The sequence below is a fragment of the Flavobacterium sp. XS2P24 genome (assembly GCF_030010285.1).
Taxonomy (GTDB): Bacteria; Bacteroidota; Bacteroidia; order Flavobacteriales; family Flavobacteriaceae; genus Flavobacterium; species Flavobacterium algoritolerans.
In genome coordinates this window covers 1-20552 of sequence record NZ_JASCRU010000009.1, presented here as the reverse complement: position 1 = coordinate 20552, position 20552 = coordinate 1, and the positions used below count along the sequence as shown (strand labels likewise).

Below are 20552 nucleotides of genomic sequence, written 5' to 3'. Positions count from 1 at the left end.
AAAGAGTGTATAAGTTCGTATCGAATTTATGCACTCTTTTTATTTACGGATGTTTCAGTTTAATAAGAATCCATATTTTGGATAATGGCATTGGCTTTAACTTTGATTTTGTATAATTCTTCGGGATTTAGTTTATTTAATAAATTCAGCATCATTCCCATGCGTTGATTTCCTTTAAAATACTCTTTTTTCTCATCTAGAAAATTCCAATATAGCGTATTGAAAGGACACGCTTTTTCTCCAAATTTTTCTTTGACATTGTAATGGCATTTGGCACAATTATTACTCATTTTATTGATGTAACTTCCGGAAGAAACATAGGGTTTTGTAGCAATAATTCCGCCATCTGCATATTGTGACATACCGCGGGTGTTAGGCATTTCGACCCATTCAATAGCATCTATGTAAACGCCTAGATACCAAGCATCTACTTCGTCAGGATTAATTTGTGTGAGTAGTGTAAAATTCCCTATTACCATGAGCCGTTGAATATGATGTGCATAAGCTTCGTCTAAACTTTGATTAATAGCGTGATTCATGCAATTCATTTTGGTTTTACCCGTCCAAAAAAAATTCGGTAATTTGTTGTCGTTTTTCAAGACATTCATTTGAGCGTAATGTGGCATTTCTTTCCAATAAATTCCTCGAATATATTCACGCCAACCCAGAATTTGTCGCACAAATCCTTCTACTTGTGAAAGGGTTATTTCAGTTTCATTGGTATGATAAAAAGAAATAACGGTCTCGATTACTTCTTTTGGCGAAAGCATTTTACTGTTCATAGCAAAAGACAAACGAGAATGGAAAAGGAATTTTTCATCGGTATGCATTGCATCTTCATAATCCCCAAAATGTTTCAGCAGATTAGTGCAGAAATAATCTAATACCTCTAAAGATTGCTGACGGGAAGTAGGCCAACTGAAATTATTTACATCGATATTTCCAAAAGTGACGATAGTAGCTTCTTTGATTTGGGAAACAACTTCAGAAACATTGGCGTGAAAATTTTTTTCTGATGGCACAGGAACTTCACCTTTGTATTTTTTACGATTATCGGCATCAAAATTCCATTGGTTTCCCACAGGAGTTGATCCATCCATTAAAATGTGATGTTTTTTTCGCATGTTGCGATAAAAATTCTCCATCAACAACAATTTCTTGCCTTCAAAAAAATCAGAAAGTTCGTAACGCGTGGTGTAAAAATGTTCGGAGTCAAAAGCTTCTGATTCTATTTTTAGATTGGAACAAATCGTTTTTAGTTGTTGATCCAGCCTATATTCGTCGGGTAACTGGTATTCAAATTTTTCTATTTTATATTTTTCAATACAAACGGCAATGATTTTTTCTAAATCCTGTGGATTCTCTGCATCGATAATTTGAAAATAGACCACTTGGTGTCCGAGTGCTTGTATTGCGGTGTGAAAATTTCTCATCGAAAGAAAAAATGCCACTACTTTTTGGATATGATGTTTTACATAGTCGGTTTCCTGACGCATTTCGGCAAGGACATAAATAGTATTGTCATCATTTTCCTGAAACCAAGAATGTTCTAAATTCAACTGATCACCAAGGATAAGCCGTAGTTTTGTCATTTTTTATTTTTTAAAAAAGGAAGTGGTTGGAAGTTCTTTTCGAGCATATTGAAAACGATCTACTAGTTTAGGTAAACAATACCCATCAAGACCATTTAGTGCCACAACATTTCCTTTGTCAATTTGTAACCAGCCATCTTTATGTTCTAATTCTTCTTCAAAAAATAAATTTTCAATAGAGGCAATTATATGAATCGTATCATTTTCCTTGATGTAATATTCATTCACATATTTGCAATACAATTGAACTGGGCTTCCTTTCACAAAAGGGATTTCAATATTAGGTTTGTACTCTTCTTCTAAATTAGTTTTATCAAATTCAGAAATGCCTAATTCATAATTTGCTGATGTATGGTGCGCATCTTCAATCATATCTACAGTAATATGATTTACAGTAAAATAACCAGTTTCTCGGATGTTTTTGTATGTGTCTCTTGGGACGGTTGTGGGTCTCATGATAAATCCTATTAGTGCCGGATTGCTTCCTAAATGGGTCACGCTGCTAAAAATTGCTACATTAGATTTTCCATCAAGGGATTTTGTAGCCAGAAGATTAGCTGATTTATAACCGGTGCAAGAATTAATTAAATTCAATCTTTCGACTTTCTCCATTTGAGAAATATCATCTCTAGAAATGTGTTTCATATCTTTTTAATTTGGAACAAATATACTTTTTGTTTAATTAATTTTAAAATAAATTAAACAAATAATGGTATTTAATCGATTTTACCAGAATCACACTCGTTTAAATAAATTATTTTAAATAACTTTCAAATCGTATATATTTGTTTATCAATTTATTTAAATATGAAAAAACTTAAAATAGTTCTTCTCGTTTTACTTTCGGTAGTGGCAGTTTTAGTTGTAGCTTTAATTATTTATGGATTTTATCTAAAGCCAAAATATGAAGGCAAATTGCCACTGAAAAATATTCAAAAAGAAACGACAGTTTATTTTGATGAGTTTGGCGTTCCACATATTTATGCGACAAATTCAAAGGATGCAATGATGGCTTTGGGTTATGTTCATGCCCAAGATCGATTGTGGCAAATGGAATTGATGCGTCGTATTGCACCGGGAAGATTATCGGAGATTTTTGGCTCAGTGGCACTAAAAAATGATAAATTCTTTGCAGGACTTGGAATTGAAGAAGCTTCAGCAAAAGCAATTGCAACTTTGGATAAAAACAGCCCAAGTTATCAATTGACCATGGCATATTTGGATGGAATTAATCAATATTTAGAAGAAGGAACAACGCCAATAGAGTTTAGTTTGGTGGGAGTTAAAAAAGAGAAGTTTACGATTAAAGATGTTTACAATATTTTTGGTTACATGTCTTTTAGTTTTGCAATGGCTCAAAAATCAGATCCGTTATTGACTGATATTCGAAACAAATACGGAATGGAGTATCTCAAGGATTTTGGGATTGATGGTTCGTTTAATACCACCCGAATTAAAAATGCCAAAGAATCATCTCAAGAATATATTGCTATTTCAAAGTCGGTAGCTTCGATTTTAGAGCAGTCTCCAATTTCTCCTTTTATAGGAAGTAACAGTTGGGTTATTGCACCAAAGAAAACGAAAAATGGAAAAGTTATTTTTGCTAATGATCCACACATTGGGTTTTCACAGCCCGGGACTTGGTATGAAGCTCATGTAGTAACGCCAGATTTTGAATTGTACGGCTGTTATTTGGCTGGAACTCCGTATCCTTTATTGGGACATAATCGCGACTATGCGTATGGCTTGACGATGTTTGAAAATGATGACATCGATTTGTATCAAGAGGAGAAAAATCCAAATGATGAAAAAATGTACAAGACACCAAATGGTTTTAGCGCGTATGAAATTCGAAAAAAAATTATAAAAGTAAAAGATTCTGCTGATGTGGTTTTGAATATTAAAGTGACTCGCCACGGCCCGGTCGTAAATGACTTGATTGATGGTTTGCAGCAAGACAAACCTGTTGCAATGTCTTGGATTTATACACAACAACCCATACAAATTCTTGATGCTGTTTATCAACTTTCGCATGCTAAAAGTAAAGCAGATTTTCAAAAAGGAGTCAGTTTAATAGCGGCACCAGGTTTGAATGTGATGTATGGCGATGCCAAAGGAAATGTGGCTTGGTGGGCAACAGGGAAATTATACAAGCATAATGCGGGCGTAAATCCTAATTTTATTTTAGATGGTGCCAGTGGCAAAGATGATATTAAAGAATATTTGGATTTCTCCAAAAATCCGTCGGCAGTAAATCCAAAATGGAATTATGTGTACTCTGCGAACAATCAACCAGAACCCATAGATGGATTTTTATATCCAGGTTATTATCTTCCCGAGGACAGAGCAAAAAGAATTACACAATTGTTAGAACCAAAATCAAATTGGGATAAAACCGCAGTAGGGGAAATGATTTTTGATAATACGTCATCAGTTGCTCCAGAGGTGGTTAAGCAGTTAATCTCAAATGTTGATCAGAAAACACTTTCTGAAAACGAGAAAGAAGCTTTGACTGTTTTGAAAGAATGGAAAGGTTCTAATAATCTTGCTGATGTTGCACCAACAATTTACAATAAATGGATTTTTAATTATTTGAAAAACACTTTCGAAGATGAACTTGGTGCAGTTCATTTCAAGCAATTTTTAGGAACACATATTATGAAACAAATTATTGCAAAACAAATTGTGAATGCAGCGTCGCCTTGGTGGGATAATATAAGTACTAAAAATGAAAAAGAAACCCGAAGTAAAATTATATCACAATCGTTTAAAGAATCAATTGTAGCTTTAGAAGAACAATTGGGAACTACGGTTGCTGATTGGACTTGGAATAAAGTTCATACGGTAGAACATCAGCATCCATTGGGTAAAGTGGCTGCGCTAAGAAGGATTTTCAATGTAGGACCTTTTGAAGTTTCGGGTGCTACAGAAGTCATTAATAATTTGTTTTTTGATTTTACCGATGATGGAAATTATATCGTAAAAGGAGGTCCCTCAACAAGAAGGATTATTGATTTTTCGGATATCGAAAACAGCTGGAGCATCCTTCCGACAGGGCAATCAGGAAACCCTTTAAGTGCGCATTACAGTGATCAAGCGGAGCTTTATAATACTGGAAAATTTAGAAGAATGATGCTGAATAAGGAGGAGATTGTTAGAACTTCAACAAAATTGGTTTTTATTCCACGTAAAAATTAATAGTTTTAAAGTTCTTAGTCTAATAAAATCAGTAATTTTGCTTAACTTTTTATAAAAAATTAATGCAAATTCCCAAAAAAATAGCGGTTGTAGGTTCTGGATTAGTTGGATCTTTATTAGCTATTTATCTTCGCAAAGCTGGTCATACGGTTCATGTTTTTGATAGAAGCCCAGATATCAGACAAATTCAGTTTTCAGGTCGTTCTATTAATTTAGCTATGTCTAACCGAGGTTGGAAAGCGCTTGATGGCGTAGGAGTGGGAGATGCCGTGCGAGAAATTGCCATCCCAATGGATAAAAGGGCCATTCATCTTGTTGATAAACTTAATTTTCAAAATTACGGACAAGAAGGAGAATCTATTTACTCGATTTCCAGAGGAACTTTGAATAGAAAAATGATCGATTTGGCAGAAGCCGCAGGAGCAGAATTCTTTTTCGAACACAAAATCTGGGATGTAACCTTAGATGATGCTACTTTGCACATCGGTGAAACCGAAAGAGGTGCTTGGGAAGAAAAGAAATATGATATGGTTTTTGGTGCTGATGGAGCTTTTTCCAGAATCCGTCATCGCATGCAGCGCCAAAGTATGTTTGATTATTCGCAAGAATTTTTACCTATTGGATATAAGGAATTAAATATTCCTGCAAACTCGGATGCAACGCATAAACTAGACAAGAATTCATTCCATATTTGGCCTCGTGGAGAATATATGTTGATTGCATTGCCTAATTTAGATGGTAGTTTTACATGTACTTTATTTATGCCTTTTGAAGGAGAAAATTCTTTTGCTTCTTTGAAAAACCAAAAAGAGGTAGAAACTTTTTTTGAGAAAAACTTACCGGATACCATTGATGTAATTCCTAAACTGACTGAGGATTTCTTTAAAAATCCAACAAGTACATTGGTGACGATGAAATGTTTTCCATGGACTTACGAAGATAAAATCGCACTAATTGGTGACGCTTGTCATGCAATTGTTCCGTTTTACGGACAAGGAATGAATGCGGGCTTTGAGGATATTTCAATTCTTTATGAAATGATTGAAGAGTATGGAGATGATTGGAAAACGATTTTCGCTGAATATCAAAAATCCCGTAAACCCAATGCTGATGCTATTGCGGAACTTTCCTATCGTAATTTTATGGAAATGAGTTCTAAAACAGCTGATGAGAAATTCTTGTTGCAAAAGAAAATCGAAAAATCATTCTCAGATAAATATCCCGAAAAATGGATTCCGCTTTATAGTAGAGTAACTTTTAGTGATCGTCCTTATGCCGAAGCTTTGGCTATTGGAGATTATCAAAATGCGATTATGGAGGAAGTTTTGAAAATGGAAAACATCGAGAATATTTGGGATACTGAAACGGTAGAGAATAAAATCTTGGAATTACTGCAATAATTTTTTCGAGTTGTTTGCTTCAATATAGTTTTGATAGTTTTTCACTTCCATCGCCACTATTTATTCCTCACGATGTACTTTAGTAAAATCGAATGCAGGTTTGCAAATGGCAATATATTCACAAGGCTCATCAAAAGGATTGGAATATTGCACTCGAGTATTTTTCTCAATTTTTATAGATTGTCCTGCTTCAAGAATTACAATTTCATTTTCAATGATGAATTGCTTTTTTCCTTTTATGATATAAGTGTATTCTTCAAATTCAGGTGTTTGAAAAGGTTCGCTCCATTTAGGAGGTGCAATCATGTGTGCAATCGAAATTTCGGGATTGTTTGTGGTAGCTATTCCGTGATGCTCTTCGATTAGTTTACCGTCAGTTGTTGGAACTATAAAAGGAGCTTTTTGAATAAAATATTTTTTCATTTTTAATGGGACTTTTAAAATACCCTTTTAGAGTTTTAATTATAAAAGGGTATTGGAGAATTTTATTTTTTAAACATTTTTGTCAAAACACCAAAAGCACCTCTTATAAAAGTAGCACTTGTCAATACTTTTAAAACGGATTTCCCCACTACACTTGCTGTACTAGGACCTTTAGCTTCTTCTTTTTCAGATGTTTTTTCCTGTTCTTGTTCTGCAGCTGCTTCTTCAATAATGGTAATTTTTTTATTTAGCATTTCATAAGCGCTTTCACGGTCAATAAGTTCGCTGTATTTTTTTACCAGTTTAGATCTGTTATTTATTTCTTGAATCTCACTCTCAGTTAAAATATCCATTCTGCTCATAGGAGCACGCATCATTGTTGCTGCAAGTGGTGTTGGAATCCCTTTTTCGTTTAATGCAGTGACTAATGCTTCTCCAATTCCTAAGCTAGTTAAAATTTCATCCGTTTTATAAAATTCAGATGTTGGATAATTATCAGCGGTTTGTTTGATGGCTTTTCGATCATTGGCAGTAAAAGCCCTTAAAGCATGTTGAATTTTTAAACCCAATTGTGCCAAAACACCACTTGGAATGTCCATTGGGTTTTGAGTGATGAAGTAAATCCCGATTCCCTTGGAACGAATAAGTTTTACAATAGTCTCTATTTGTTCTAATAATGCTTTGCTGGCTTCATTGAAAATTAAATGAGCTTCATCAATGAAAATCACTAATTCTGGCTGGTCCGAATCTCCTTTTTCAGGCATTTGCTGATAGATTTCAGCCAATAAACTTAGCATGAATGTTGAAAATAATTTTGGTTTGTCTTGAATGTCAGTCAGTCTCAAAATGTTGATGTATCCTTTTCCGTTTTCATCAATGCGCATTAAATCGTCAACGTCAAAAGACATTTCGCCAAAAAATAGTTCGGCACCTTGTTGTTCTAATTCTATTATCTTTCTGAGGATGGTGCCCGTTGTTGAAGTGGAAATTTTGCCATAGCTTTCCTCAATTTCGTCTTTTCCTTCTTCGGTAATATAATTGATTACTTTTTTGATGTCTTTTAAATCCAATAAAGGCATTTTATGGTCATCACAATATTTGAAGATAACAGAAACAACGCCAGCTTGAGTATCATTTAGATTTAGGATTCGAGAAAATAAAACTGGTCCAAACTCAGAGATAGTAGCGCGAAGGCGAACGCCATTTTGTTCTGATAAACTCAATAATTCAACTGGAAAACTTTCGGTATTATAAGGGATATTTATTTTAGCATGTCGTTCAGTAATAAATGCTTTCTCTTCTCCTTCTTTTGCAATACCACTAAAATCACCTTTTATATCCATCATCAATACAGGGATTCCAAAGGATGATAATTGTTCTGACAGTACTTGTATGGTTTTGGTTTTTCCAGTTCCGGTAGCCCCTGCAATTAATCCATGACGGTTTAATGTTTTTAGCGGTATTTTTACATGTGCATTGGGTAAAGCTTCCCCGTCTAATATAGCTCCGCCAAGAGTAATATTTTCTCCTTTAGAACTATATCCGTCTGTAATTTGTTGTATGAAATCTTCTTTTTTGCTCATAATAAGTTTAGATTTAAATCATTTGCAAGGTATTATTTTTTTTACAATACCTGAAATTTTAGTGTATACTGCAGTTTTCCTGCTTTTTTATTGTTAAGAATATAAAATATTAGTTTTGACAGATGGGAGTTAGATATTGAAATATTGTGTTAATATATCATAAAAAAATATGTTATTTTTCGTAAAAGAGTAGATTTGTTTGAGTATTTTGATATAAATGCAAAGTAGTAAATTGCAAATGTGTTTTTGAAATAAATTTAATTATAATAAAATTAAAAAAAGTTTTTTTATTTAAACTAAAAATATAAATTTGCTCTACTACAAGTTTAATATAACTAAGATAATTTATTTAAAACTATTAAAATTAAAAAAAATGGCAAACGTTAAAAAAGAAAAAGGTGCAAACGGAGGAGGAATGATTTCAGGAATCATTATTGTAGCATGTATTTTTGTTGGATGGTTAATTTGGAATTTCATAATGGGTAATGGCGCTAATTTCGAGGGCGGTGTTAATACAGGTCACCCATTGCCAGGAAATATGTTAGCAATGGTTTACAAAGGAGGTCCTATTGTACCGGTATTGTTAGGATTATTGTTAATGGTTGTTGTGTTCTCATTTGAGCGATATGCTGTAATTTCAAAAGCAGCTGGTACAGGAAATCTTGATCAATTCATGACAAGTGTACAAAAAGATATTAAAGCAGGTAATATTGAAGGAGCTATTGCTTCATGTGACAAACAAAAAGGTTCTGTTGCAAATCCAATAAAATCAGCTTTATTGAAATACCAAGAAGTTAAAAAAGAAGGTTTAGACAGCGAAGCTGCTGCCGAAACTATACACAAAGAAATAGAAGAGGTTACTTCATTAGAAATGCCAATGTTAGAGAAACACATGACTGTTCTTTCTACAATGGTATCATTGGGTACACTTGCAGGTTTGTTAGGAACGGTAACGGGTATGATTAAAGCATTTAGTGCTTTATCTGCTGCTGGTACTCCGGATCAAGCTGCACTTGCAAATGGTATTTCTGAAGCATTGATCAATACAGCGACAGGAATTTCTACTTCTGCTTTAGCTATTATCGCTTACAACTTCTTTACTTCTAAAATTGATACTTTGACTTACTCTATTGATGAGGCAGGTAATACAATTGTAAATACTTACAGACACTTCAGAAGTACTCAAAAATAATTAATAATTTAATTTTCAGGAAAATAGAAGTCTGGAAAACAGATTCTATTTTCTTGTAAGGATAAAAAAGAATATTAATGGCTATAAAAATGCAAAAAAAAGCAGGGTCTACTGATATGACAGCTATGTGTGATGTCGCTTTTCTTTTGTTGTCGTTCTTTGTAATGACAGCAACAGCTAAGATACCGGAAGCATTGCCAGTGGACACGCCTGCGTCAACAGTTCAATCAAAGTTACCAGATGATAATTTAGCTACTATAACGGTGGGAAAAGGAAAAGTTTTCTTTGACTTAAAAGGTAGAGAAGTTAGAAAAAAGGCACTTGAGTTGATGGGTCAAAAGTATGGTGTTGAATTTACAGAAGAAGAATCTGCTAAGTTTGCTTTAATGGAAGGAATTGGAGTTCCAATTACCAACCTTAAGCAGCTGATTGCAATGAAGACTGCAGACAGAAGTAAGCCAGGTTTACAGCCAGGTGTTCCTAAAGATTCATTGAATAATCAATTACATGATTGGATTTACAATTCTCGTATTGCAAATATTGATGTTAATGATAAAGAATTGCAAATTGCCATAAAAGGTGATGCAAAAGAAGAGTATCCTGCGATTAAACGAGTTATGGATATTTTACAAGATCAGAAAATCAATAGCTTCAACTTAGTAACTGGTTTGAGAGCAAAAGATAAATAACTAAAAAAAATACACTAAAAATGGCTGAATTAAATACCGGCGACGGTGGAGGCAAAAAAGGTGGAAAAGTAAGAAGTAAAAAATCAAACTCAAAAGTAGATTTAACTGCTATGGTGGATTTGGCATTCTTATTGATTACGTTCTTTATGCTTACAACTACGTTGTCTAAACCGCAATCGATGCCTTTGGGTTTGCCAGACAAACAAGATGATCCTACAGAGAAGCCAATTAAAGTTGATGAAAACCGTACACTAACGGTTTTATTAGGAGACAATGATAAAATGGTTTATTACATGGGTTTATTAGCAACTCCAATTGCTGGTCCTAAAGATATTTCTTACGGTAAAGAGGGTATTCGTAAAGAATTATTGAAAAGAAAAAAATCAGTAGTTGAATACACTGGGAACAAAGACAAAGGTTTAATAGTAATTATCAAACCAAGTAAAAAATCAAATTACCGAAATTTAGTAGATATACTAGATGAGATGGCTATTGTAGGAGTACCTTCAAATGCAATTGTAAATGATTTTTCTCCTGAAGAACTAAAATTGTTAGAAGGTAAATAAGATTTTTGTATTTACTCTATAACCTAATAATTAAGAAAAATGAAATTAGATATATTCACAAATCAATGGCTTGATATTGTATTCGAAGGTCGTAATAAAGCTTATGGCGCTTACGAACTAAGAAAATCAAATAACAAGACTACTGTTAGAGCACTTATCTTTGGTGCAATTGTTTTTGCTCTAGCTGTTAGTATGCCACTTATTTTAAGCTTACTACCGGATTCTTCGGAAGGTGATGAGACTTTAGATACTAAAATTGTTAGTATCAAATTGCCACCTAAAGAAGAAATAAAAAAAGATGTTCCACCACCACCACCACCAAAAGTGGATCAGGTAAAATTTGTTAAACCTGTGGTTGCAAAAGCGGAGGAAGTAACTGAAGAGCCACCGAAAACTGTCGAAATTAAAGATAAAAAATTAGGTGCTGAAACTATTAAAGGAGATCCTGATGCTGTTTTAACTGTTGAACCGGTAGGTACAGGAACTGCAGCTGTAGTTGAAGAGGTAGATAACCAAATTTATAATACTGCTGGTATTGAAGTTAAACCTGATTTTCCAGGTGGAATCGATAAATTTTATAAATTTGTTGGTAATAACTATCAAACTCCAGAAGAAGAAGGATTGAAAGGTAAAGTTTACGTTACTTTTGTTGTTGAAAAAGACGGTTCTTTGACTGATATTAAAGTAATTAGAGATATCGGTTATGGAACAGGAAAAGAAGCTATCCGTGTTTTGAAAAAATGTCCTAAATGGACACCGGGTGAGCAAAATGGTAAAAAAGTAAGAGTACTATATTCTCTTCCAATTACTATTCAATCTGCAGAATAATGTTAAATAACATACTTAATAATATTAAGAAGAAATCGCTTAAAGAGCGATTTCTTCTTGTTTTAGGAATTTTGTTTTTTCTAGTTTACCTTGTTTTAGGTTTATTTATTATCTTTATGAAGAATTTTCCCCTAGCAATGGAGCCTACTTATAGAGTTGCTTTTGGGGCTTTACTTATTGTATATGCTTCTTTTAGATTCTTTCGAATTATTAATGATAATAATAACTAGATCATGAAAAAATATTCTAAACTTCCATATTTTATATTGTTTTCAATAGTGATATTGGTGTTTGCGTGTAATCAAGCTACTAATAAAAAAGACAAAGAAACAATACTGAAAGGTTCAACCACAATTTATGTAGATGAAACTTTAGCTCCTATTATTGAAGATCAAGTAGCCGTATTTGAAAATGAATATAAGGCTGAAATAAAACTTGTTACTAAATCTGAATCTGAAACGGTTAATTCTTTATTTAATGAAAAAGCTGCAATAGCTATTTTATCTAGAAGTTTGACAACTGAAGAAGAGAAAATTTTTAAACAAAGAAAAATTAATCCTAAAATAACTATTTTCGCTACCGATGCTGTAGCTTTTATCTCTAATAAAAGCAATAAAGATACTCTTGTAGCGTTAAATGATGTTATTAGTTTTATGCAAGGCAAGCCTGTAGCATCAATCAAAGGATTGGTTTTTGATAACCTTAACTCAAGTACAGTACGTTACATGAATTCTTTGGCTGGTATAAAAGCCATACCTGAAAAAGGTGTGTTCTCATTTAAATCTAATGATGAAGTTATAAAATATGTTTCAAAAAATGAGGGTATGATTGGTGTCGTGGGAGTTAATTGGCTTTCACAACCATTACCAGCAATGCAAAAATATGTTGATAATGTTACTACTTTAGGTGTTAAAGGTCTTAAAGGTGATAACTATTATATCCCGTCACAAAATAATATAGCTGAAGGGAAATATCCTTTGGCACGTGATTTGTATATAATCAATTGTCAAGGTTTTTCTGGATTAGGAATGGGCTTCGCCTCATTTGTTGCTGGAGATGTCGGACAAAGAATAATTTTAAAATCTGGATTGTTGCCGGTTCGTATTCCCACAAGGAAGTTTACGATAATTGGTAAAGACCAAAATGATAAAAAATAAATTAACTACAATTAAAATGAATAAATTAAAATTTTTTAGTGTTGCATTGTTGGCTTCCGCTTTTGCGAGTCAAGCACAAGATATTAATCAGGCAAAAAAGGCTATCGATGCAGAGCAATTTGAAAGTGCTAAATCGATATTAAAATCGATTATTAAAGCAAAACCAAGTAATGGTGCAGCTTTCTTTACTTTAGGGAATGTATATCTTACTCAAAGTGTAGAAGATTCTGCTAAAATTTATTTTCAAAATGGATTAAATACATCTGAAGGAGCTAAATTGAATTATATTGGTTTAGGTCAAATGGATTTAGATAAAAATGATATGACTGGAGCACAAGCTAAATTTGCTTTGGCTACAAAAGACATCAAAAAGAAAGACGTACAAGAGTATGTTTATATAGCAAGAGCTTACATGAATGTTGCTAAACCGGATTATAAAAGTGCAATTGCAATTTTGAACCGTGCTGTGATAAACAATCCACAAGATGCGCAATTACAACTAGCATTAGGAGACGCTTATTATGGTGATGGCAAACAAAATGAAGCTTATGTTGCTTATAGAAGTGCTTTTCAAGCAGATAATACTTTGCTCAGAGCTAAAATGCAATTGGGTGTTTTGTTGAAAGGTGCTAAATCTTACGACGAAGCTTTGAAAGCTTATAATGAAGTTATTGCTATAAATCCTAATTATGGTCCAGTTTATAGAGAACTAGCTGAAACATATTATAAAATAGCACGTAACAAACCTTCTCAAGCTGCTGCAAACTATAAAACAGCGATGGGATATTATGATAAATATATGTCATTAACGGATTATTCTATTCACTCAAGAATGCGTCGTGCTGATTTCCTTATCTTGGTAGAAGATTATGCTGCTCTTGAAGTTGAAGCTAATAAGATGATTGAATTAGATAAAGTTAATCCAAGAATCTATCGTTATTTAGGATATGCTGCTTATAAAAACGGAAATGTTGATGTAGCTATCAAATCTTTGGAAAGCTTTATCGCAGCTCCAGGAAATAAAGCTATCGCTCTAGATTATTTATATTTAGGTTTAACCAAAATTAAAAAAGGAACTAGCGCTGATGGATTAGCAATTGACGCGACAGCTTTTAATGCTGGATTAGTAGATATTAAAAAGGCAGTTGAAATGGAGCCTTTGGCAGTTCAAGATTTAAGCGAAGTTGGTAAAAAATTATTTACGCAAAAACTATATAAAGAAGCAGCTTCAATTTTTGAATTTGGTGCTAATATTGCTGATTCTAAAACGTATCTTGATGATAATGTTTATTATGGTTTGTCAAATTATTATGCTAATAATAGTAAAGATGTAAAACCAGATGTTATTGCTTTGCAAAAAGCAGATGCTGCTTTCGAAAGAGTATTAGTGGCGTCGCCAACATATCATGAAGCATATCTTTACAGAGCAAGAACGAATAGATTGCTTGATAAAGATGATGTTATGACTAAAAATTATGAGGATTATGTAGCTAAAGTTACTGCTTTAGGTGCTGAAGAAACAGCAAAACCTGCTGTAAAAGCTAAAATTATTGAGTCATACAATAACATCGCTGCTAATTATGCTAATACAGATAAAGCTAAAGCGATCGAATATTTCAGAAAAACATTAGCGCTTGATCCGGCTAATGCTTATGCAACTGAATCATTGAAAACATTGAAATAAGATACTTGTTTCTTACTTAATAAACCGATAGTTTTTTAACTATCGGTTTTTTTTTGTTTAATAGTATTTTGAAATTTTAATTTTATCAATTGTATTGAACTTTTTTAGAATCATTATGAGCCTTAGATTTCTGTTTTTAAAGTTTATTGTTTTAGTTTCTGTTTTCAAATTAACTCATTTTCAAATTAACTATCTTTGCACTTTAAAATGAAATAATGTTATCAAAAGAAATACAATTAGAAGTTAATAAAGGTGCCATGCTTCCGTTAATGGAAGAATTCTATACCATACAAGGGGAAGGATTTCATACTGGGACAGCTGCATATTTTATTAGAATTGGCGGATGTGATGTGGGTTGTCATTGGTGTGATGTTAAGGAAAGCTGGAATGCAGAATTACATCCTCCAACAGGTGTAGATTTAATAGTTGCAAATGCAAGTAAATACTCAGAGACAGTTGTTGTTACTGGTGGTGAGCCTTTGATGTGGGATATGACTTTGCTGACGCAAAAGCTAAAAGAAAATAATAGAAAAGTTCATATTGAAACTTCAGGAGCGTATCCGCTTACTGGAAATTGGGATTGGATTTGTCTGTCTCCAAAGAAAAATAAACTACCTACACAAACGGTTTATGATAATGCACATGAGTTGAAAGTCATCATTTATAATAAACACGATTTTATTTTTGCTGAAGAGCAAGCTGAAAAAGTGAATAGTAATGCCATTCTGTTTTTACAACCTGAATGGAGTAAAAAAGAAGAAATGACTCCGCTGATTGTAGATTATGTGATGAACAATCCAAAATGGCGTGTTTCTTTACAGACCCATAAATATTTGAATATTCCTTAAAATTTAAAAATCCCAAATGCAAACTGTATTTGGGATTTTTTATCAATGGTGAAAATGGTTTTAAAGTTCAATTACCAACCTTTTTGTTCTTTTAATACTGTGATATGTGCTAAGTGATGATTTCCATGCCAAGCATAAGTTCCAATTATTTCCTTCAATTGAAATGCTGCGTTATGCTCAGGATGAATAAAGGATTTTTCTAAATCAGATTCTGATAGGCTATTCATTAAATATGCCAAACGAAAGTGTAAACCTTCCAGAAACGAAAGTGTAGGTTGGATAGGCATTGTCATATTATCATGTAATTCAGCCCAACGGTCTTCGTGATAGAATTTTATTATTGGATTATCCTCGGTCAGCGTCCATTTGATTCTAATAAAACAATTTAAGTGACTATCGGCACAATGATGAATTACTTGACGAATAGTCCAGCCATCTTTTCGATACGGTGTTTCGAGCTGTTCCTCGGTTAAATGAATCACTTCTTTTTTCAATCGTTCAGGGAAACTGGCGATTTCTGCTATTTTATTAGTTAGATATTCGCTGGAATAGCTTTCAGGGGCTATAAATTTCCCAATAGGATAACGTAATTTTTCTAATGCTGTATTTTCCATGCTAAAATGTGTTCTTTTAAATTGAAAGTTTGGCTAAATAATCATAATGTTCCCCTTCAAGAATTAACTCGCTTTGTAATCCATTGGCGAAAGCCGCATTTTGCAAAGTGTTATAATCTAAATAAAGCCAAGGGAATTCGTCTTCTTTTTCGTTTTTATAACGTATTGTAAAAGTCAATTCGCCATAATATCCACTACTTGGAATCCATTTTCCGCCATCTTCGTCATTATCAAACATATAAATTATATCAGAAGAATCAATTAGAATTTGTCCGTTTGGGTTTAGCAAACTTCTTAATTTCTGTAAAAATGTAGTGGTTTCTTTCAGTGTTCCAAAAATGCCGGTACCATTCATTAATAATAAAATGGTGTCAAATTTATTTTCAGGATTATCAGAGTCCATTTCTAGAATGTTTTGGACTAGAGTATTTTTTAAACCGCGTAATTTACAGGCTTCAATTGCATTTTTAGAAATATCAATCGAATGAACATCAAGATTTCTTTCGTTTTGTAAATACAAACTATGACTTCCTGCGCCACAACCTACATCCAAAATTTTTCCCTTCGCAAGCTGTAATGCTTTCTGCTCCAGTTTTGGCATTTCGTCATAGGAACGAAATAGATATTCAACACTCATTTCATCTTCTTCGGAAATGGAGGTTTCCGTTATTAAATCTTCCGGGAAATTATTAGTTTGAAAATCAAGTATGGCTTTGCCAAAAAGGTCTTTCATTGTAGTTGATGTGTTAATTTGGTGATTTGTTGGTTTGTTTTAAGTAATTTCGCGGAATGTTTTATCGAATAACCGAAAAAACAAATCTACGAATGAACACTATTTTAAACAATCTTCCTAAAGAAGCCAAAGATAAGCATATTGAAAACAAAAAGTATTTCGATAAGCTGAAAAAGAAAACACCAAAGAATTTGGATTACGTGATGCAAGATTTGCATGATGCTGAATTTAAGAAAACGGATTGTTTAAAATGTGCCAATTGTTGTAAAACAACAGGTCCTTTATTTACGGATGCAGATATTGAGCGTGTTTCAAAATATCTTAGACAAAAACCACAACAGTTTATCGAGCAATATCTTCGCATTGACGAAGACAGAGATTATGTGTTACAAAGTGTGCCGTGTACTTTTCTGGATAATGAAAATGCATGTATGATTTATGATGTTCGTCCAAAAGCATGCAGAGAATTTCCACACACAGATAGAAAAAAGTTTCAACAAATCACAGATTTAACGTTGAAAAACGTAGCTATTTGTCCGGCAGCTTTTAATATTGTAGAGGAAATGAAGAAGAAATTGCCCTTGTAACTAAGTATTAGCAAGTCTTGCTTCTTGTTTCTTTATTCCTTTTTAATATATCAAATATTTCAATCTCATTTCTTTAAAATCGATTAGCCCTTTTTTCCAGCTTTCTCTGATTTTATCTTCCGTAGTCCCAGCTTCTATTTGTTCTTGTAATTTTTTAGTTCCTGCGAGTTTGGTAAAAAAAGGATTGAAGAATTTAGATTTGTCCGTTGTAGTTTGATAGGCTTTAATCAACCATTTTAATTCTAATCGATTTACTTTTTTAGCTGTAGATAAATCTTCTCCGTAACATTCGATACCGTTGTAAACAGGATTTTGTGCGCCAAAATTTGGTTTAGGAATAAAACTAAAATCACTTTTTGGTAAATAAGGAGAACCATATATTTGAAATTGTTTTTCAGTTCCCCTTCCCACACTCACATTTGAACCTTCAAAAAGACACAAACTCGCATAAAGATTTACGGCTTGATCGTTGGGAAGATTCGGTGAAGGTTTTACAGGTAAGCTATAATTCATTTTTCTATTGTAATTAATACAAGGAATAACGGTCAATTTGCATTGCACTTCATTTTTCAACCATTTTTCACCGTTTATCATTTGCGCATATTCGCCAATTGTCATTCCGTGAAGTAACGGAATAGGATGCATTCCCACAAAACTGGTGAATGCTGTCTCAAGAATTGGCCCGTCTACAATACTTACGTTAGGATTTGGTCGGTCTAGAATTAAAAGCGGAATATTATTTTCGGCACAGGCTTCCATGATATAATGTAACGAAGAAATATAAGTATAAAATCGCGCGCCCACGTCTTGTAAATCAAAAACCATAATGTCAATTCCGGCTAGTTGTTCTGGTTTCGGTTTTTTGTTATCGCCATAAAGCGAAATAATTGAACGTCCAGTTTTAGAATCTTTCCCATCAACTACATGTTCGCCTGCATCTGCAGTTCCCCGAAAACCATGTTCTGGTGCAAATATTTTTTGGATAGCAATGTTTTTTTCTAATACAAAATCTACTAAATGCGTTTTATTAGATAGAATTCCGGTTTGATTAGTGACAACCCCAATTTTCTTATCCTTTAATAAAGGTAAATAGTTGTTGTAGTTATCAGCTCCAGTCTTTATTTCGATAGTTAGGTTGTTTTTAGTTTTTTCTAAAGTTGGTTTTATATTTTCGCTGTCATTTGTTTTCCTTGCAGAACAGGAAGTTGAAATGATTGTTAAAAATATAAAACTAACCGATATTCTTAAAAATGGAATCATATAGTGGTTCAAATAAAATTAATGCCAATTAGTGTAATTCGTGTTTTAGCTGTATTTTTGGCTTTAGCAACGCAAACTGGCGAAGCAAATCCAAATTAGAAAAGCAATCAAATTGAATTTAGAATATTTCATCGCCAAACGACTTATAACCGCTAAAGATTATAAAAGTAGCATTTCTGCGCCAATTATAAAAATTGCAATCTCGGCAATTGCCATTGGTATGATTATGATGATTGTTTCAGTAGCAACTGGAATTGGACTACAGCAAAAAATTCGAGAGAAAGTTTCGGCTTTCAATGGACATATCATTATTTCGAATTACGACAACAATCAATCCGAAGTTACGCTCACACCCATTTCTAAAAAACAAGATTTTTATCCAAAGTTTACATCTGTTCCAGGAGTTGAGCATATTCAGGCTATTGCCAGTAAAGCCGGAATTATTAGAACCGAAACTGCTTTCGAGGGAATTATTTTCAAAGGAGTAGGAAATGATTACAAATGGGATAATATAAAGGAATACATTGTTCAAGGTAGAATTCCAAATGTCAATGGTAATTTAAATGAAGAAGTTGTGATTTCTGAGTTTATAGCAAATAGATTGAATTTGAAAGTGGGTGACGCATTCAATACTTTTTTCATGAAAGAGAGTGGGTATAACTTGAGGAATTTTGATGTTGTTGGAATTTTTAATTCTGGTTTTCAAGAATTCGATGCTACCTATATAATAGGAGATATTCGTCACATGCAGCGTATTAATAAATGGGCGCCAGATCAAATAGGCGCTTTCGAAGTTTTTGTAGATGATTTTAATACTATAGAATCTACGGGAGAGCAAGTATATGTGCAAACAGCATCAACATTAGACAGCAAAACTATAATCGAAAAATACAGTTATATATTCGAGTGGCTTCAACTATTTGATTTCAACATCATCGTTATATTAGTAGTCATGATTCTTGTTGCTACAATCAATATGGTAGTAGCGTTATTAGTGCTTATACTTGAACGAACGCAAATGATAGGAATCCTAAAAGCATTAGGGGCCAATAATTGGTCAGTCCGAAAAATATTTCTCTACAACGCCTTCTACCTTATAGTAAGAGGACTCTTCTGGGGGAATCTAATAGGTGTCTCGTTATTATTAATCCAACAACAATTCGGGATAATTCAACTTCCTCCTGAGAACTATTACGTCAATCAAGCGCCAGTATACTTAAATTGGGGATACATACTTTTATTAAATCTGCTTACAGTGACCGTTTGTTTCCTGGTGTTATTAATTCCTTCCTATATAATAACCAAAATTTCACCGGTGAAAGCCATACGTTTCGATTAGGAAATTCTTTTTGGCGTTCCTCTTTAATATAAAGAAAGGCGATTCTCTTAGTGGAGAGTCGCCTTTCTTAATATTAAGGAGTCGGGCTATTCGCTACAAGTCCTCGTCCCGCCCAAAAAAAAGGCGGGACTGTGGGCTTTTCGCTGCTATCCCTAACGCGAACTTTAGATAAGTAGAGCTTTTTGTTGTTTTGATGTATATTTTGTGACCTTATATATAGGATAGAATAGAAAAGAGAAGTTTGTTATTATATAAGGTATAGCATAAAACCATTTTATTAATCCAGAGCAGTTTTTTTGTTAGCGTACTAGTAAGGAAAGCAGCTTCTGGAGGATTAAAGCGCATCGAATAGCTGTAGAAAAGACAAAAAACCAGAATTCTCTAAGATTTTATAAAGAAGGTAAAGGCAGTTGAAAGTTGCCCATCTTTATTGGAATAGGTGGTTTTGATTTGAAATCCCATTAATCAGCTGTAAGATTGTTGAATAGTATAAAAAACTTTACTATTCAAGAATCATGTTTTCAGCGAGTTAAAGATTGGGTTGTGAAAACATGAAAAAAAAGGTTTAAAAAAGCTTGTAAAAGCGAATAAAGGTGCTACTTTTGCACCCGCAATGACGCAGACGTTCTTTAGAAGACTGACAAGTAAACTGGATTGAGAGAGGAAATTTATTTTCAAAAAAGATTCAGAAAAGCTTGTGAGATTAGAAAGAGCTTATTACATTTACACCCCGCAAAACGCTCAAAGTTCCTTGACAAGCTGATAAGAAAACGGTAGTAAAACGGAGATAAAAATTTCCAAAAAAAACTTCAAAATTTTCTTGCCAGTTAAAAAAGAAGTTGTACTTTTGCACCCGCTT

At 33.3% G+C, this 20552-nt stretch carries 18 protein-coding genes; 11 read left to right on the top strand and 7 right to left on the bottom strand.

Features of this window, described 5'->3' with window-relative positions; genetic code table 11:
• Nucleotides 1-59: 59 nt before the first annotated feature.
• Nucleotides 60-1592, bottom strand: a complete 1533-nt coding sequence (locus QLS31_RS08360) for a cryptochrome/photolyase family protein (protein WP_282743480.1) — start codon at nucleotides 1590-1592, stop codon at nucleotides 60-62.
• Between the two features lie 3 nt (nucleotides 1593-1595).
• A complete protein-coding gene (locus QLS31_RS08355; RefSeq protein WP_282743479.1) occupies nucleotides 1596-2237 on the bottom strand; it encodes a flavin reductase in 642 nt (213 codons plus the stop codon).
• 162 nt (nucleotides 2238-2399) lie between these two features.
• On the opposite strand from QLS31_RS08355, the gene QLS31_RS08350 reads away from it, so the two are divergent.
• Entirely contained in the window at nucleotides 2400-4790 is a 2391-nt protein-coding gene (locus QLS31_RS08350) for a penicillin acylase family protein (RefSeq protein ID WP_282743478.1), read from the top strand.
• A gap of 62 nt (nucleotides 4791-4852) precedes the next feature.
• The gene (locus QLS31_RS08345) at nucleotides 4853-6190 is read left to right on the top strand and encodes an NAD(P)/FAD-dependent oxidoreductase (RefSeq protein ID WP_282743477.1); all 1338 of its coding nucleotides are present in this window, start codon (nucleotides 4853-4855) and stop codon (nucleotides 6188-6190) included.
• A 60-nt stretch (nucleotides 6191-6250) separates the two neighbouring features.
• On the opposite strand, the gene QLS31_RS08340 is transcribed toward QLS31_RS08345, so the two are convergent.
• Together QLS31_RS08340 and QLS31_RS08335 are read right to left on the bottom strand one after the other, a co-directional pair.
• Nucleotides 6251-6613, bottom strand: a complete 363-nt coding sequence (locus QLS31_RS08340; protein ID WP_099713559.1) for a cupin domain-containing protein — start codon at nucleotides 6611-6613, stop codon at nucleotides 6251-6253.
• A gap of 62 nt (nucleotides 6614-6675) precedes the next feature.
• On the bottom strand, nucleotides 6676-8196 hold the full coding sequence (locus tag QLS31_RS08335; RefSeq protein ID WP_282743476.1) for a helicase HerA-like domain-containing protein: 1521 nt from the start codon (nucleotides 8194-8196) through the stop codon (nucleotides 6676-6678).
• Nucleotides 8197-8569: 373 nt separating this feature from the next.
• Here QLS31_RS08335 and QLS31_RS08330 point away from each other — a divergent pair, with 373 nt between their 5' ends.
• From QLS31_RS08330 to QLS31_RS08295, 7 genes are all read left to right on the top strand, one after another.
• The gene (locus QLS31_RS08330; protein WP_282713091.1) at nucleotides 8570-9388 is read left to right on the top strand and encodes a MotA/TolQ/ExbB proton channel family protein; all 819 of its coding nucleotides are present in this window, start codon (nucleotides 8570-8572) and stop codon (nucleotides 9386-9388) included.
• A gap of 77 nt (nucleotides 9389-9465) precedes the next feature.
• Nucleotides 9466-10077 carry a biopolymer transporter ExbD gene (locus QLS31_RS08325; protein ID WP_282743475.1) on the top strand — a complete coding sequence of 204 codons (612 nt, stop codon included), beginning with the start codon at nucleotides 9466-9468 and terminating at the stop codon, nucleotides 10075-10077.
• A gap of 20 nt (nucleotides 10078-10097) precedes the next feature.
• Complete coding sequence (locus QLS31_RS08320; protein ID WP_282731204.1) at nucleotides 10098-10643, top strand: biopolymer transporter ExbD; 546 nt, start codon at nucleotides 10098-10100, stop codon at nucleotides 10641-10643.
• Between the two features lie 39 nt (nucleotides 10644-10682).
• Nucleotides 10683-11471, top strand: a complete 789-nt coding sequence (locus QLS31_RS08315; protein WP_282743474.1) for an energy transducer TonB — start codon at nucleotides 10683-10685, stop codon at nucleotides 11469-11471.
• A gap of 233 nt (nucleotides 11472-11704) precedes the next feature.
• Entirely contained in the window at nucleotides 11705-12628 is a 924-nt protein-coding gene (locus QLS31_RS08305) for a substrate-binding domain-containing protein (protein WP_282743473.1), read from the top strand.
• A 16-nt stretch (nucleotides 12629-12644) separates the two neighbouring features.
• Nucleotides 12645-14312 carry a tetratricopeptide repeat protein gene (locus QLS31_RS08300; protein WP_282743472.1) on the top strand — a complete coding sequence of 556 codons (1668 nt, stop codon included), beginning with the start codon at nucleotides 12645-12647 and terminating at the stop codon, nucleotides 14310-14312.
• A 215-nt stretch (nucleotides 14313-14527) separates the two neighbouring features.
• A complete protein-coding gene (locus QLS31_RS08295) occupies nucleotides 14528-15160 on the top strand; it encodes a 7-carboxy-7-deazaguanine synthase QueE (protein ID WP_282743471.1) in 633 nt (210 codons plus the stop codon).
• 71 nt (nucleotides 15161-15231) lie between these two features.
• On the opposite strand, the gene QLS31_RS08290 is transcribed toward QLS31_RS08295, so the two are convergent.
• Both QLS31_RS08290 and QLS31_RS08285 read right to left on the bottom strand, forming a co-directional pair.
• On the bottom strand, nucleotides 15232-15774 hold the full coding sequence (locus QLS31_RS08290) for a YfiT family bacillithiol transferase (protein ID WP_282743470.1): 543 nt from the start codon (nucleotides 15772-15774) through the stop codon (nucleotides 15232-15234).
• A 16-nt stretch (nucleotides 15775-15790) separates the two neighbouring features.
• The gene (locus QLS31_RS08285) at nucleotides 15791-16507 is read right to left on the bottom strand and encodes a class I SAM-dependent methyltransferase (RefSeq protein WP_282743469.1); all 717 of its coding nucleotides are present in this window, start codon (nucleotides 16505-16507) and stop codon (nucleotides 15791-15793) included.
• 92 nt (nucleotides 16508-16599) lie between these two features.
• Here QLS31_RS08285 and QLS31_RS08280 point away from each other — a divergent pair, with 92 nt between their 5' ends.
• Nucleotides 16600-17094, top strand: a complete 495-nt coding sequence (locus tag QLS31_RS08280; RefSeq protein ID WP_282743468.1) for a YkgJ family cysteine cluster protein — start codon at nucleotides 16600-16602, stop codon at nucleotides 17092-17094.
• A gap of 42 nt (nucleotides 17095-17136) precedes the next feature.
• Here the strand turns inward: QLS31_RS08280 and QLS31_RS08275 are convergent, their stop codons facing one another.
• Complete coding sequence (locus tag QLS31_RS08275) at nucleotides 17137-18354, bottom strand: DUF1343 domain-containing protein (RefSeq protein ID WP_282743467.1); 1218 nt, start codon at nucleotides 18352-18354, stop codon at nucleotides 17137-17139.
• Between the two features lie 112 nt (nucleotides 18355-18466).
• Between QLS31_RS08275 and QLS31_RS08270 the strand changes: the two genes are divergently transcribed.
• On the top strand, nucleotides 18467-19693 hold the full coding sequence (locus QLS31_RS08270) for an FtsX-like permease family protein (RefSeq protein WP_282743466.1): 1227 nt from the start codon (nucleotides 18467-18469) through the stop codon (nucleotides 19691-19693).
• Nucleotides 19694-20552: the final 859 nt, after the last annotated feature.

Coding starts and splice junctions, on each gene's coding strand:
- QLS31_RS08355 (WP_282743479.1), bottom strand. CDS start 2,237: ATGAAACACATTTCTAGAGATGATATTTCTCAAATGGAGAAAGTCGAA.
- QLS31_RS08295 (WP_282743471.1), top strand. CDS start 14,528: ATGTTATCAAAAGAAATACAATTAGAAGTTAATAAAGGTGCCATGCTT.
- QLS31_RS08335 (WP_282743476.1), bottom strand. CDS start 8,196: ATGAGCAAAAAAGAAGATTTCATACAACAAATTACAGACGGATATAGT.
- QLS31_RS08345 (WP_282743477.1), top strand. CDS start 4,853: ATGCAAATTCCCAAAAAAATAGCGGTTGTAGGTTCTGGATTAGTTGGA.
- QLS31_RS08300 (WP_282743472.1), top strand. CDS start 12,645: ATGAATAAATTAAAATTTTTTAGTGTTGCATTGTTGGCTTCCGCTTTT.
- QLS31_RS08360 (WP_282743480.1), bottom strand. CDS start 1,592: ATGACAAAACTACGGCTTATCCTTGGTGATCAGTTGAATTTAGAACAT.
- QLS31_RS08290 (WP_282743470.1), bottom strand. CDS start 15,774: ATGGAAAATACAGCATTAGAAAAATTACGTTATCCTATTGGGAAATTT.
- QLS31_RS08315 (WP_282743474.1), top strand. CDS start 10,683: ATGAAATTAGATATATTCACAAATCAATGGCTTGATATTGTATTCGAA.
- QLS31_RS08305 (WP_282743473.1), top strand. CDS start 11,705: ATGAAAAAATATTCTAAACTTCCATATTTTATATTGTTTTCAATAGTG.
- QLS31_RS08340 (WP_099713559.1), bottom strand. CDS start 6,613: ATGAAAAAATATTTTATTCAAAAAGCTCCTTTTATAGTTCCAACAACT.
- QLS31_RS08325 (WP_282743475.1), top strand. CDS start 9,466: ATGGCTATAAAAATGCAAAAAAAAGCAGGGTCTACTGATATGACAGCT.
- QLS31_RS08275 (WP_282743467.1), bottom strand. CDS start 18,354: ATGATTCCATTTTTAAGAATATCGGTTAGTTTTATATTTTTAACAATC.
- QLS31_RS08285 (WP_282743469.1), bottom strand. CDS start 16,507: ATGAAAGACCTTTTTGGCAAAGCCATACTTGATTTTCAAACTAATAAT.
- QLS31_RS08330 (WP_282713091.1), top strand. CDS start 8,570: ATGGCAAACGTTAAAAAAGAAAAAGGTGCAAACGGAGGAGGAATGATT.
- QLS31_RS08350 (WP_282743478.1), top strand. CDS start 2,400: ATGAAAAAACTTAAAATAGTTCTTCTCGTTTTACTTTCGGTAGTGGCA.
- QLS31_RS08280 (WP_282743468.1), top strand. CDS start 16,600: ATGAACACTATTTTAAACAATCTTCCTAAAGAAGCCAAAGATAAGCAT.
- QLS31_RS08320 (WP_282731204.1), top strand. CDS start 10,098: ATGGCTGAATTAAATACCGGCGACGGTGGAGGCAAAAAAGGTGGAAAA.